General features: G+C 57.8%; 13 protein-coding genes. 8 read left to right on the top strand and 5 right to left on the bottom strand.

Annotated elements, in window-relative coordinates; all coding sequences use genetic code 11:
• Positions 1-115 precede the first annotated feature (115 nt).
• The gene (gene nlpD, locus CE636_RS09785; protein ID WP_017899178.1) at positions 116-1,246 is read left to right on the top strand and encodes a murein hydrolase activator NlpD; all 1,131 of its coding nucleotides are present in this window, start codon (positions 116-118) and stop codon (positions 1,244-1,246) included.
• 158 nt (positions 1,247-1,404) lie between these two features.
• On the top strand, positions 1,405-2,397 hold the full coding sequence (gene rpoS, locus CE636_RS09780; protein ID WP_002915106.1) for an RNA polymerase sigma factor RpoS: 993 nt from the start codon (positions 1,405-1,407) through the stop codon (positions 2,395-2,397).
• A gap of 52 nt (positions 2,398-2,449) precedes the next feature.
• Here rpoS and CE636_RS09775 read toward each other — a convergent pair whose 3' ends face one another.
• Both CE636_RS09775 and CE636_RS09770 read right to left on the bottom strand, forming a co-directional pair.
• Complete coding sequence (locus CE636_RS09775; protein WP_017899177.1) at positions 2,450-2,827, bottom strand: hypothetical protein; 378 nt, start codon at positions 2,825-2,827, stop codon at positions 2,450-2,452.
• Positions 2,824-4,026, bottom strand: a complete 1,203-nt coding sequence (locus tag CE636_RS09770; protein ID WP_004205608.1) for an MFS transporter — start codon at positions 4,024-4,026, stop codon at positions 2,824-2,826. Before CE636_RS09770 ends, CE636_RS09775 begins: the two co-directional genes overlap by 4 nt.
• A gap of 108 nt (positions 4,027-4,134) precedes the next feature.
• On the opposite strand from CE636_RS09770, the gene CE636_RS09765 reads away from it, so the two are divergent.
• A complete protein-coding gene (locus CE636_RS09765; RefSeq protein WP_017899176.1) occupies positions 4,135-5,022 on the top strand; it encodes a LysR family transcriptional regulator in 888 nt (295 codons plus the stop codon).
• An 8-nt stretch (positions 5,023-5,030) separates the two neighbouring features.
• Here CE636_RS09765 and CE636_RS09760 read toward each other — a convergent pair whose 3' ends face one another.
• Complete coding sequence (locus tag CE636_RS09760) at positions 5,031-5,438, bottom strand: MarR family winged helix-turn-helix transcriptional regulator (RefSeq protein WP_004205611.1); 408 nt, start codon at positions 5,436-5,438, stop codon at positions 5,031-5,033.
• 172 nt (positions 5,439-5,610) lie between these two features.
• Between CE636_RS09760 and CE636_RS09755 the strand changes: the two genes are divergently transcribed.
• From CE636_RS09755 to CE636_RS09735, 4 genes are all read left to right on the top strand, one after another.
• Positions 5,611-6,204: a non-oxidative hydroxyarylic acid decarboxylases subunit B gene (locus tag CE636_RS09755; RefSeq protein WP_002915099.1), complete on the top strand. Its 594-nt coding sequence runs from the start codon at positions 5,611-5,613 to the stop codon at positions 6,202-6,204.
• On the top strand, positions 6,204-7,631 hold the full coding sequence (locus tag CE636_RS09750; RefSeq protein ID WP_017899175.1) for a non-oxidative hydroxyarylic acid decarboxylases subunit C: 1,428 nt from the start codon (positions 6,204-6,206) through the stop codon (positions 7,629-7,631). The genes CE636_RS09755 and CE636_RS09750 overlap by 1 nt, the downstream gene beginning before the upstream one ends.
• 10 nt (positions 7,632-7,641) lie before the next feature.
• Positions 7,642-7,878: a non-oxidative hydroxyarylic acid decarboxylases subunit D gene (locus CE636_RS09745; protein ID WP_017899174.1), complete on the top strand. Its 237-nt coding sequence runs from the start codon at positions 7,642-7,644 to the stop codon at positions 7,876-7,878.
• 432 nt (positions 7,879-8,310) lie between these two features.
• Positions 8,311-8,463, top strand: coding sequence for a Hok/Gef family protein (locus CE636_RS09735; protein WP_025999150.1), 153 nt, complete (start codon positions 8,311-8,313; stop codon positions 8,461-8,463).
• A 127-nt stretch (positions 8,464-8,590) separates the two neighbouring features.
• Here CE636_RS09735 and mutS read toward each other — a convergent pair whose 3' ends face one another.
• Entirely contained in the window at positions 8,591-11,152 is a 2,562-nt protein-coding gene (gene mutS, locus CE636_RS09730) for a DNA mismatch repair protein MutS (protein ID WP_017899171.1), read from the bottom strand.
• A gap of 296 nt (positions 11,153-11,448) precedes the next feature.
• Here mutS and CE636_RS28660 point away from each other — a divergent pair, with 296 nt between their 5' ends.
• The gene (locus CE636_RS28660) at positions 11,449-11,616 is read left to right on the top strand and encodes a hypothetical protein (protein ID WP_162838135.1); all 168 of its coding nucleotides are present in this window, start codon (positions 11,449-11,451) and stop codon (positions 11,614-11,616) included.
• Here CE636_RS28660 and CE636_RS09725 read toward each other — a convergent pair.
• The gene (locus CE636_RS09725) at positions 11,613-12,230 is read right to left on the bottom strand and encodes a Fic/DOC family protein (protein ID WP_017899169.1); all 618 of its coding nucleotides are present in this window, start codon (positions 12,228-12,230) and stop codon (positions 11,613-11,615) included. The two genes, CE636_RS28660 and CE636_RS09725, sit on opposite strands and share 4 nt — an antisense overlap.
• Between the last annotated feature and the right edge of the window lie 79 nt (positions 12,231-12,309).

Below are 12,309 nucleotides of genomic sequence, written 5' to 3'. Positions count from 1 at the left end.
ATTCCAGGTTTTTTTTGCCTGACTTTAGGCGTAGGGTGGACACATTTTTCAGTGTCCTGGCCGGGCGTCGCCCGGTAAGCAAGATATTGGCAGTTAACATATTCCTGGGGGATAAATGAGCGCGGGAAGCACCAAATTTACCGTCAGCCGTATTGCGGCTCTTTCACTGGTTTCATTCTGGCTGGCCGGATGTACCAACACCAATAATCCGCCTGCGCCGGTCAGCTCTGCCGGCGGTGCCGCCTCTTCCAGCACCAACTCCGGCATGTTGATTACGCCGCCATCCTCCGGCGTCAAGTCTGCTCCTCAGGCGCAGCCGATCCAGCCGGTACAGACCCAGACCATTCAGCCGCAGCCAATGGCGCAGGAGCCGGTGCAGACGGTGAATGGCAAGATCGTTTATAACCGCAAATATGGCGATATTCCGAAAGGTAGCTATACCGGCGGCAGTACCTATACGGTCAAACGCGGCGACACGCTGTTCTATATCGCCTGGGTCACCGGCAACGATTTCCGTGACCTGGCGCAACGCAACAATGTCCCGGCCCCGTACGCCCTGAACGTCGGCCAGGTGCTGCAGGTCGGCAACGCTTCAGGCCAGCCGATCACCGGTGAAAATGCCGTTTCTCAGGCCAGCGCAAGGGCGAGCGGCGGTGCGACGGCCACCACAACTTCTGCACAAAAATCGACCGCGGTGGTTGCTTCACAACCGACTATTACGTATTCTGAATCCTCAGGTGAACAAAGTGCTACCAAGATGTTGCCTAATAATAAACCAGCGACCACGACCTCGACGGTCGTCGCGCCGGTGACGGCACCAACAACGGTGAGCACAACCCAGCCGACTGCAAGCAGTACGTCAACCAGTTCGCCGATCTCATCATGGCGCTGGCCGACTGATGGCAAAGTTATCGAGAACTTTAGTGGCGCGGAAGGCGGCAATAAAGGTATCGACATTGCAGGCAGTAAGGGACAGGCTATTGTCGCGACCGCCGATGGGCGCGTCGTCTATGCCGGTAACGCACTGCGCGGCTACGGTAATCTTATTATCATCAAACACAACGATGATTACCTGAGTGCCTACGCTCATAACGATACCATGCTGGTTCGGGAGCAACAGGAAGTCAAAGCGGGGCAGAAAATTGCTACCATGGGTAGCACCGGAACCAGCTCAACAAGATTACATTTTGAAATTCGTTACAAGGGGAAATCCGTCAACCCGCTGCAGTACTTACCGCAGCGATAATTTGGCAAAGTACGGATAAGCGAAGCATTAGCTAACAGGCGCCAGGGCGGTGTCTATGCGCCTCTCGCAGAGAGGAGTAGGGGAAATCGTCCTGGCGTCTTTTGTTGATGCACCGTGGAAGGTGCTTTGCTCAGGGATCACGGGTAGGAGCCACCTTTATGAGTCAGAATACGCTGAAAGTTCATGATTTAAATGAAGACGCGGAATTTGATGAGAACGGAATTGAGGTTTTCGACGAGAAGGCCTTAGTAGAAGAGGAACCCAGTGATAGCGATCTGGCTGAGGAAGAGCTGCTGTCGCAAGGCGCAACGCAACGCGTGCTTGACGCCACTCAGCTTTATCTTGGAGAGATTGGTTATTCCCCACTGCTGACCGCGGAAGAGGAAGTCTATTTCGCGCGTCGCGCACTGCGTGGTGATGTCGCTTCACGCCGTCGCATGATTGAAAGCAACCTGCGTCTGGTGGTGAAGATTGCCCGTCGTTACAGCAATCGTGGTCTGGCGCTGCTGGATCTGATTGAAGAAGGTAACCTCGGCCTGATCCGCGCCGTTGAGAAGTTTGACCCGGAACGTGGGTTCCGTTTTTCGACCTATGCGACCTGGTGGATCCGCCAGACCATTGAACGGGCGATCATGAACCAAACCCGTACGATCCGTTTGCCGATCCACATTGTCAAAGAGCTGAACGTCTATCTGCGTACCGCGCGCGAGTTGTCCCATAAGCTGGATCACGAGCCGAGCGCGGAAGAGATTGCCGAACAGCTGGACAAACCGGTCGATGACGTCAGCCGTATGCTGCGTCTGAACGAGCGCATCACCTCGGTGGATACCCCGCTGGGTGGCGATTCAGAAAAAGCGCTGCTGGATATTCTGGCCGATGAGAAAGAGAACGGCCCGGAAGACACCACGCAGGACGATGATATGAAACAAAGCATCGTTAAATGGCTGTTCGAACTGAACGCCAAGCAGCGTGAGGTTCTGGCGCGTCGTTTCGGTCTGCTGGGTTATGAAGCCGCCACCCTGGAAGATGTGGGCCGTGAAATTGGCCTCACCCGCGAGCGTGTGCGTCAGATCCAGGTGGAAGGTCTGCGTCGTCTGCGGGAAATTCTGCAGGGGCAAGGACTGAATATCGAAGCGCTCTTCCGCGAATAAGATCTTTTCTCTCAAAAAGGCCCCCTCGAAAGTCGGGGCCTTTTTCTTTGCGCTAGCCGCGGCGGGTTTCCTGCAGATGGCGCCAGACAATTTTCCCTTCCGCTTGCTGAAAAATCGCCGTCGACCAGCGTACGTTCTCACTGCCATCCGCCAGCGTTTGGCGTTCACGGTATAGCACGGCGGCGCCGTCGTGCCACTCGCTGATGATTTTCGTCTGATCCACCACGATGTGTAATCCCGGACGGCTTGCGCCCGCCTGGTGGAAAAAACGGCTCACCGTCGGGTAGTCCATCTTCTCGCCGCTCAGAGGGATCATAGTGAATTCGGCGGCAAAACGGCTCATCAGCGCCTCAGCGCTCCCTTCCCCCTGGCTTAACCAGCGTTCGATAAGGACATGGGCGTCGAGGACTTCCTGCAGATACGGGTTCATGACTTCTCCAGAGTGGTGTGCAGGCGATGGATAATCGCCCGATTATTCAGCCGCAGGCAACACAGCAGCGGCAACAGGGTTATGGCGGCGGCGCAGCTAAACGCGCCTTGCCAGGCGTAGGCCGGCGGGAATATCCTCAGTAGCAGAGCGAGCAGCGCGCTGCCGGCAAAGAAGCTGAGCTGGCGGTTAAGGTTCCACAGCGCGCTGGCGTCAGGCATCTCTTCGCCAGGCGTATGCAGGAAAGCGCTGCTTTGCGCGGTGCTGCTGCATAAGCTGCCTCCGCCGCCCATCAGCGTAAAGGCCAGAATCAACAGCGCCAGCGGGCTGTGCGCATCGACCTGCAGCAGCAGCAGGATCCCTGCCGCCTGAAGCAGGCAGCCGACTATCACCAGAGGCCGCGGTCCGAAGCGGTTGAAATACCTGCCGGTAAAGGTGATGGCGACAAACGAGGCCAGCGACCAGGGCACCATCAGGGCGCCAATGGCCCCCGGCGCCATCCCGGTGACGCGTTGCAGGTAGAACATTCCCACGACGTTGACGCCAATAAACATTCCCGGTACGCAGAGATAAATAAGCATGGCGAAGCGCAGGAGAGGATCGGCCAGCAACGACAGCGGGAGCAAGCGGGCCGGCCGGACAGGGGCGGAGGTGTCGTTCAGCCATCGCGCCGCCAGCATAAAGGTAAGCAGGGCGACAGGCAGGCTGGCGAAAAAGACCCAGCGCCAGCTGAAGGCCTGGACTAGCAGACCGCCGATCGCCGGCGAGCAGGCGGGCGCCAGCAGGCCGACCAGCATCACCGCCGCCGATAGCTTCGCCCGCTCCTGCGGCTGAAACAGCGGCCAGGTCAGCGCCTGACCGAGGGGGATTAGCAACCCGCCGCCCATCCCCTGCAACGTCCGCCAGAAAATCAGCGCACCCAGGCTGTGGGCCAGCCCTGATGCCAGCGCGCCGAGGCTGAACAGCCCCAGCGAGAGTAAAAACAGCCGTTTTGGTCCACAGCGCTGGCTGAGCCAGGCGCTGAACGGCACGACGACCGTCAGGCCAAGAATATAGGCATTGCTGACCCACGCCAGCTGCGAGACGGATACCGCCAGCGCGTGGCTGATAGCCGGGAAGGCGATGCTGGCGATAAACATATTGATTAAGTCGAGAAAAAAGCCGAACAGAAAAACGGTGGCAACGCGGTGGCGATAGGTCATGATTCACTCCCTCAGACAGGCGGCTACTGTAAACCCGGCGCCACGGGGGATAAACGGGGTGAATCGGGATATACTGTCTGAATATTTTTGACAATCATCCGGACGACGATGCTAAACCTTCAGCGCGTGACCATGTTTATCGCCGTGGTGGACGCCGGCAGCTTCACCCAGGCCGCCGCGGCGCTGGGGCAGACCAAAGCGGTGGTCAGCTTTAACGTAAGGCAACTGGAAAATGAGCTGGGGGTGACCCTGCTGCTGCGTTCGACGCGCCGTCTGCGGCTCACTGACGCCGGGGCGCTGTTCTATCAGCGTGGGGTGGCGCTGCTGAAAGCGGCGGAAAATCTGCAGGATGAGGTTCGGGCCAGCCATAGCGGTTTAAGCGGAGAGCTGCGGATCACCACCACGCCGGAGTATGGCGCACAGGTTATCATCCCGGCGCTGGCGGCGTTTTCCCGTCATCATCCGGCGTTACGGGTGCGGCACGTCTCGTCCTCCCATCATGCGGATCTTATCTCCGAACGATTTGACGTGGCGATACGCCTCGGCACGTTGGCCGATTCCCGCTACCGGGCGACGCGGATTGCCAGTTTTGCGATCCTGCCCGTCGCCTCACCGGCCTGGCTGGCAAGCCATCCGCTGCAGACGCTGTCCGATCTGGCGCAAGCTGACTGGATTATTCACGAGCGTCTGCCGGCGCCGCTGCGCTGGCAGCTGCGAACGGATGAACAGGCAGAGGTGGATTTTACGATAGTCAACGCGCCACGGTTTTCAGCCGACAGCGCCACGGCGCTGATGAGCTTTGCTCTGGCCGGATGCGGCGTCGCTTTGCTGCCTGCCTGGCTGGTGGCCGGGAAACTGGCGCAGCGGGAGCTGGTGGCTGTCCTGCCGGAATACCATTTCCCGCCGCAGGGCGTGTATGCCCTTTATCCCGATGCGCAGCATATGCCGACCCGGGTGCGGGCGTTTATCGACTTTCTGCGTGAGCAGCTCGACTAGGCGCTTGCTCAGGGAACCATCATCTTACGCACCAGCCGGGAGAACTGCTCGCGTTCATCATCGCTCAGGCGGCCGAGAAACTCGTCATCGACCTCATTGCCTTGCGGAATGGAACGGTTAAGCAGCGCCTCGCCTTCGTCGGTCAGAAAGACAAAACGGCGGCGTTTATCGGCCGGATCGTGCTCCCGGCGCACCAGGCCGCGCGCTTCCATCCGGCTGAGCATCTCCGCCAGCGTGGCCTTAGTACTGACCGCCGCTTCAATCAGCACCACCTGTTCGATCCCCGGCTGCTCGGCAACCGAGCGCATCACCGCATACTGAGGCTTAGTCAGGTCCGGTAACGCCTGCTGCCAGCGGGCGGTATGTTGTTGAAAAAGCTGGCGCAGCAGGTGGAATGCTTCGTTTCGTAACTCCATGAATACTCCGTAACAAAACTGTCACCTCTATGATAGCCGTTTGTACGCCTTTTTATACCTTTTCCCTGTTTGATTAAAAATGCGCACGTATGCGAACGATCTTGTCATTTGGCTCAGGAGGGGGTAATTTAAGTACAAAGTTCGTATACGAACAAAATGAATGAGGTGTGGAATGAAACTGATTATTGGGATGACGGGGGCCACCGGGGCTCCGCTTGGGGTGGCATTGCTGCAGGCGCTGCGCGATATGCCGGAGGTGGAAACCCATCTGGTGATGTCGAAATGGGCCAAAACCACCATCGAGCTGGAAACGCCGTGGACGGCACGGGAAGTGGCCGCGTTGGCGGACTTTTCCCACAGCCCGGCCGACCAGGCCGCCACCATCTCATCAGGTTCATTTCGCACCGACGGCATGATCGTTATTCCCTGCAGTATGAAGACGCTGGCGGGCATTCGCGCGGGCTATGCCGAAGGGCTGGTGGGCCGCGCGGCGGACGTGGTGCTTAAAGAGGGGCGCAAGCTGGTGCTGGTCCCGCGGGAAATGCCGCTCAGCACGATCCATCTGGAGAACATGCTGGCGCTGTCCCGGATGGGCGTGGCGATGGTGCCGCCGATGCCGGCTTACTACAACCACCCGGAAACGGTTGACGATATCACCAACCATATTGTGACCCGGGTGTTGGATCAGTTTGGCCTCGACTACCACAAGGCGCGCCGCTGGAACGGCTTGCGTACGGCAGAACAATTTGCACAGGAGATCGAATAATGGCTTTTGATGATTTGCGCAGCTTTTTGCAGGCGCTGGATGACCAGGGACAACTGCTGAAAATCAGTGAGGAGGTGAACGCTGAGCCAGACCTGGCGGCGGCAGCCAATGCCACCGGACGCATCGGCGACGGCGCCCCGGCGCTGTGGTTCGATAATATTCGCGGCTTTACCGACGCCCGGGTGACGATGAACACCATCGGCTCGTGGCAGAACCATGCCATCTCGCTGGGCCTGCCGCCCAACACGCCGGTGAAAAAGCAGATTGATGAATTCATCCGCCGTTGGGATAACTTCCCGGTGACGCCAGAGCGCCGCGCCAACCCGGCATGGGCGGAAAACACCGTGGATGGCGACGATATCAACCTGTTCGATATTCTGCCGCTGTTCCGCCTCAACGATGGCGATGGCGGGTTCTACCTCGACAAAGCCTGTGTCGTTTCGCGCGATCCGCTTGACCCTGACAACTTCGGTAAGCAAAACGTCGGTATCTACCGTATGGAAGTGAAAGGCAAGCGCAAGCTCGGCCTGCAGCCGGTGCCGATGCACGATATCGCCCTGCATCTGCATAAGGCGGAAGAGCGCGGGAAAGACCTGCCGATCGCCATTACCCTCGGTAACGACCCGATTATCACCCTGATGGGCGCCACGCCGCTGAAATACGATCAGTCAGAATATGAAATGGCCGGCGCGCTGCGCGAGAGCCCATATCCCATCGCCACCGCGCCGCTGACCGGCTTTGACGTGCCCTGGGGTTCGGAAGTGATCCTCGAAGGGGTGATTGAAGGCCGCAAGCGTGAGATAGAGGGGCCGTTCGGTGAGTTTACCGGCCACTACTCCGGCGGTCGTAACATGACGGTAGTGCGCATCGACAAAGTCTCGTATCGCAGCAAACCGATTTTTGAATCGCTCTATCTCGGTATGCCATGGACCGAAATCGACTATCTGATGGGCCCGGCCACCTGCGTGCCGCTGTATCAGCAGCTGAAGGCAGAGTTTCCGGAAGTGCAGGCGGTCAACGCCATGTACACCCACGGTCTGCTGGCGATCATCTCCACCAAAAAACGCTACGGCGGCTTTGCCCGCGCGGTGGGACTGCGGGCGATGACCACTCCCCACGGCCTCGGCTATGTGAAGATGGTGATTATGGTTGATGAAGACGTCGACCCGTTCAATCTGCCGCAGGTGATGTGGGCGCTCTCCTCTAAGGTTAACCCGGCGGGAGACCTGGTGCAGTTGCCGAACATGTCGGTCCTTGAACTTGACCCAGGCTCCAGCCCAGCGGGCATCACCGACAAACTCATTATCGACGCCACCACCCCGGTTGCGCCGGACCTACGCGGCCACTACAGCCAGCCGGTGCAGGATCTGCCGGAAACCAAAGCCTGGGCTGAAAAACTGACCGCCATGCTGGCCAACCGTAAATAAGGAGAAGAAGATGATTTGTCCACGTTGCGCCGATGAAAAGATTGACGTCATGGCAAAATCACCGGTGAAAGGGGTCTGGACTGTGTATCAGTGCCAGCACTGCCTTTATACCTGGCGGGATACCGAGCCGCTGCGCCGCACCAGCCGCGAGCACTATCCTGAAGCGTTCAGGATGACGCAGAAAGATATTGATGAGGCGCCGCAGGTGCCGCACGTACCGCCGCTATTGCCGGAAGATAAGCGTTAATGAAAAGGGCCCGCTAAGGGCCTATTTCATTTGGGCTATTTTACCGGCCATATTAAAACTGGGCAGTGCGCAAACTGCCTGCGACAAATACGCCGACTGGGATAATCTCTCAGTCGGTTTTTTTATATTTCGCAGAATGATAAAAGTTATTTTATTCATTAAATCCAGAAATGGTGTAAAGGGATAATAGCGTGGGATGACTTTGCGAGCCTGCTTCCAGATTATTATAAAATCCGTCTGATTAATTCCTTGCAGATAAATTTCACGCCCTGACGAGTATAGAATAGCGGCGGGTGCTTGAGGCTGTCTGGCCTTGAGCAAGACCAGGACCCCAGACAGACGAAAGCCCCAGGAGATATTTCTATCAACTGAGGCTAGCGAATGAACATAGACAATTCAGATGTTAGTCTCTTCTTTGCAGGGAGGCAAGATATGCTGACAAAATATGCCCTTGTGGCAATCATCGTACTGTGTATTACGGTACTGGGATTTACGCTGTTGGTGCACAGCTCGCTATGCGAGCTGAGTATTAAAGAGCGTAGTATTGAGTTTAAAGCTGTTCTCGCTTACGAATCGAAGAAGTAGCATCCGCGCGGGGGCAACCCCGCGTATTGGTTGTCAGGACGCATCCTCTTGCACCCATTTTTAGTTTGTTAAAACGGCAGCGCGGAGCGGCGCTGCCGTTTTTGACCTTAAAAGGGCGATTGGGGTGCTAGACCAGACTTTTCAGACGATAAATCCACTCCAGCGCCTGACGCGGGGTCAGGGAGTCCGGATCAAGATTCTCCAGCGCCTCAACCGCAGGCGAGGTCTCTTCCGGAGCGGCGAGCAGCGACATCTGCGTGCCGTCGACCTGGGTCGCCGCCGCGTTGGGCGAGATACTCTCCAGCTCGCGCAGTTTCTGCCGCGCGCGCTTGATCACCTCTTTCGGCACCCCGGCCAGCGCGGCGACCGCCAGGCCGTAGCTCTTGCTGGCCGCGCCATCCTGCACGCTGTGCATAAAGGCGATGGTGTCGCCATGCTCCAGCGCGTCGAGATGGACGTTGGCGACGCCTTCCATTTTCTCCGGCAGCTGAGTGAGCTCGAAGTAGTGGGTGGCGAACAGCGTCAGCGCCTTGATTTTGTTGGCGAGATTTTCCGCACAGGCCCATGCCAGCGACAGACCGTCGTAGGTGGACGTGCCGCGGCCAATCTCATCCATCAGCACCAGGCTGTGTTCGGTGGCGTTGTGCAGGATATTGGCGGTTTCAGTCATCTCCACCATAAAGGTCGAGCGGCCGCTGGCCAGGTCATCCGCCGCGCCGACGCGGGTAAAGATGCGATCGATGGGGCCTATCTCCACCTTCTGCGCCGGGACGTAGCTGCCGATATAGGCCAGCAGCGCAATCAGCGCGGTCTGGCGCATATAGGTACTTTTACCGCCCATGTTCGGCCCGGTGATGATCAGCATCCGCCGCTGCGGCGCCAGCTGCAGCGGGTTGGCGATAAACGGCTCTTTCAGCACCTGCTCGACCACCGGATGGCGGCCTTCGCTGATGCGAATGCCCGGCTTATCGCTAAAGGTCGGGCAGCAGTAGTTCAGGGTTTCCGCGCGTTCCGCCAGGTTGACCAGCACGTCCAGCTCGGCCAGCGCGCTGGCGCTGGTTTGCAGGTCGGCAAGGTGCGGCAGCAGCAGGTCGAACAGTTCGTCATAAAGCTGTTTTTCCAGCGCCAGCGCCTTGCCCTTGGAGGTCAGCACCTTATCTTCGTATTCCTTCAGCTCAGGAATAATATAGCGTTCGGCGTTTTTCAGCGTCTGGCGTCGCACGTAGTGGATCGGCGCGAGGTGGCTCTGGCCGCGGCTGATCTGGATGTAGTAGCCGTGGACGGCGTTGTAGCCGACCTTCAGGGTGTCGAGGCCCAGCCGCTCGCGCTCGCGGATCTCCAGCTTATCGAGATAATCGGTGGCGCCATCGGCCAGCGCCCGCCACTCGTCCAGCTCTTCGCTATAGCCTGGAGCGATGACCCCGCCGTCGCGGACCAGCACCGGCGGGGCGTCGATCACCGCGCGCTCCAGCAGTTCGCGCAGTTCGCTAAACTCGCCCATTTTTTCGCGCAATTTTTGCACCGGCTGACTGTCAACGTCAGCCAGCTGCTCGCGCAGCAGGGGCAACTGCTGCAGGGCATGACGCATGCGGGCTAAATCGCGTGGACGGGCGGTACGCAGCGCCAGACGCGCCAGAATACGTTCCAGATCGCCAACCTGGCGCAGCACCGGCTGCAGCTCGGTATAGCGCTCCTGCAGCGCGCCGATGGTCTGCTGGCGCTCCACCAGCACGGCGGTATCGCGGACCGGCATATGCAGCCAGCGCTTGAGCATCCGGCTTCCCATCGGCGTCACCGTACAGTCGAGTACCGAGGCCAGAGTGTTATCGGTGCCGCCGGCGAGATTCTGGGTGATCTCGAGGTTACGGCGGGTGGCGGCATCCATAATGATGCTGTCCTGCTGGCGCTCCATGGTGATGGAGCGAATATGCGGCAGCGAGGTGCGCTGGGTGTCTTTGACATACTGCAGCAGGCAGCCGGCGGCGCACAGGCCGCGGGGGGCGTTTTCCACGCCGAAGCCGACCAGATCGCGGGTGCCGAACTGCAGGTTAAGCTGCTGGCGCGCGGTGTCGATTTCAAATTCCCACAGCGGGCGACGGCGCAGGCCGCGGCGGCCTTCGATCAGCGACGATTCGGCAAAATCTTCCGCATACAGCAGCTCCGCCGGATTAGTGCGCTGCAGTTCTGCCGCCATGGTTTCGCGGTCGGCCGGTTCGCTCAGGCGGAAGCGGCCGGAGCTGATGTCCAGCGTCGCGTAGCCAAAGCCTTTGCTGTCCTGCCAGATGGCGGCCAGCAGGTTGTCCTGACGCTCCTGCAGCAGCGCTTCATCGCTGATGGTGCCCGGCGTGACGATACGCACCACTTTACGCTCGACCGGCCCTTTGGTGGTGGCCGGGTCGCCTATCTGCTCGCAAATAGCTACCGACTCGCCCTGATTAACCAGTTTCGCAAGATAGTTTTCCACCGCGTGGTGGGGGATGCCGGCCATGGGAATGGGTTCGCCCGCGGAGGCGCCGCGTTTGGTCAGCGAGATATCGAGCAGCTGCGACGCGCGTTTCGCATCGTCATAAAACAGCTCGTAAAAATCCCCCATCCGGTAAAACAGCAGAATGTCAGGATGTTGCGCCTTCAGCTTGAAATACTGCTGCATCATCGGCGTGTGGGCGTCGAGATTGTCAATTGTGCTCATGGGGTGTTATCCAGATCCCTGATTTGAAATGGCTGCGATTTTGTTGTTTTCGTCGTTATCACATGGATGAGACATGATAACGGAGATGGGCAGGCGAGGGAAACTGATGAAGGCGCGCGGCGCGATCCGGATTCCAGTTGCAGAGGGGGATGAGTCATCACAAGCCAGCATCAGGATGTGCAGTTACCGGTTCAAAAAAGCCCTATCCGATATTTCCCTGGATAAGCCTTAACGGCAGCAGTTAGCAACGATCCTTGATATACTGAAACCATCAGGTGAATGAAAAGGGAGATGCCATGAGTCACAACAAAAAAGATCAGGCCACATACGCCAGACCTTCCCGCGCTGACATCGTTCGTTCTGTTGCGACATCAACCGCGGTCGAGACAGGGCAACCCTCAGCCAGAGTTGAAGAGAGTCTTGAAGCCGCGCGCAAAAAATATGCGCATCTTCGTCTTGCCTAATCCCTTCTTAAGGCCATACTGACCCAGTGTTTCATCGGTCGATAGTCCAGAGTCAAACCTGCATGGATAGCCGATATATACTGGGTTTTGTTTTGTTCCCAGCTTTGATAATTCAGCGGTTTATAGCCAGCCTGCACCGCCATCACATCAGCTAATAATCGTGATAAACGCCCGTTACCCTCTCTGAATGGATGGATGAGGATCAATTCAACATGTGTGACTGCGATAGCTTCTGTGAGCTGCAATTCACTCATGCCTGAACAAGGCGTATAATGAGCAAGGTATTTCTTATCAAAATCGTTTAGCAGTTTAGCCAGCTGTGCTGAAGGGGCGAACATAAAATCGCCTTTGCTGATATTGACCGTTCTTTCCTGGCCTGCCCATGCATAGATATTGCCTAACCAGCGATAATGCCACTTTTTCAGGATATTGACGCTGAGCAATCCGGTTGGAAAGTGTTCCTCAAAAACCGAGCGATAAAGTTGTTCCAGCAGTACCAGTTCTACGCTATCCATCTCATTTGCGTCAGCAATCCCGAGTTTATTAGCCAAAACCCGTTCACCTGAATTTTTCTCATACTGGCCTTCGCTGCCAGCAACTGTGTATCGGCTCATGGGGACCCTCAAAAGGGAACGCTGATAGATATGAAAGTATAATGCTCATCAGCTTTTGCGGTGTAATACCGAACGCGCG

It is taken from the genome of Klebsiella sp. LY (assembly GCF_004010915.1).
Taxonomy (GTDB): Bacteria; Pseudomonadota; Gammaproteobacteria; order Enterobacterales; family Enterobacteriaceae; genus Klebsiella; species Klebsiella quasipneumoniae.
Note: the sequence above shows the minus strand (reverse complement) of the source record. Positions and strands in the feature narration are given on the sequence as shown.

What these genes read in the sequence shown, in the direction of transcription:
- nlpD (WP_017899178.1), top strand. Translation starts at nt 116, where the DNA reads ATGAGCGCGGGAAGCACCAAATTTACCGTCAGCCGTATTGCGGCTCTT.
- rpoS (WP_002915106.1), top strand. Translation starts at nt 1,405, where the DNA reads ATGAGTCAGAATACGCTGAAAGTTCATGATTTAAATGAAGACGCGGAA.
- CE636_RS09775 (WP_017899177.1), bottom strand. Translation starts at nt 2,827, where the DNA reads ATGAACCCGTATCTGCAGGAAGTCCTCGACGCCCATGTCCTTATCGAA.
- CE636_RS09770 (WP_004205608.1), bottom strand. Translation starts at nt 4,026, where the DNA reads ATGACCTATCGCCACCGCGTTGCCACCGTTTTTCTGTTCGGCTTTTTT.
- CE636_RS09765 (WP_017899176.1), top strand. Translation starts at nt 4,135, where the DNA reads ATGCTAAACCTTCAGCGCGTGACCATGTTTATCGCCGTGGTGGACGCC.
- CE636_RS09760 (WP_004205611.1), bottom strand. Translation starts at nt 5,438, where the DNA reads ATGGAGTTACGAAACGAAGCATTCCACCTGCTGCGCCAGCTTTTTCAA.
- CE636_RS09755 (WP_002915099.1), top strand. Translation starts at nt 5,611, where the DNA reads ATGAAACTGATTATTGGGATGACGGGGGCCACCGGGGCTCCGCTTGGG.
- CE636_RS09750 (WP_017899175.1), top strand. Translation starts at nt 6,204, where the DNA reads ATGGCTTTTGATGATTTGCGCAGCTTTTTGCAGGCGCTGGATGACCAG.
- CE636_RS09745 (WP_017899174.1), top strand. Translation starts at nt 7,642, where the DNA reads ATGATTTGTCCACGTTGCGCCGATGAAAAGATTGACGTCATGGCAAAA.
- CE636_RS09735 (WP_025999150.1), top strand. Translation starts at nt 8,311, where the DNA reads ATGCTGACAAAATATGCCCTTGTGGCAATCATCGTACTGTGTATTACG.
- mutS (WP_017899171.1), bottom strand. Translation starts at nt 11,152, where the DNA reads ATGAGCACAATTGACAATCTCGACGCCCACACGCCGATGATGCAGCAG.
- CE636_RS28660 (WP_162838135.1), top strand. Translation starts at nt 11,449, where the DNA reads ATGAGTCACAACAAAAAAGATCAGGCCACATACGCCAGACCTTCCCGC.
- CE636_RS09725 (WP_017899169.1), bottom strand. Translation starts at nt 12,230, where the DNA reads ATGAGCCGATACACAGTTGCTGGCAGCGAAGGCCAGTATGAGAAAAAT.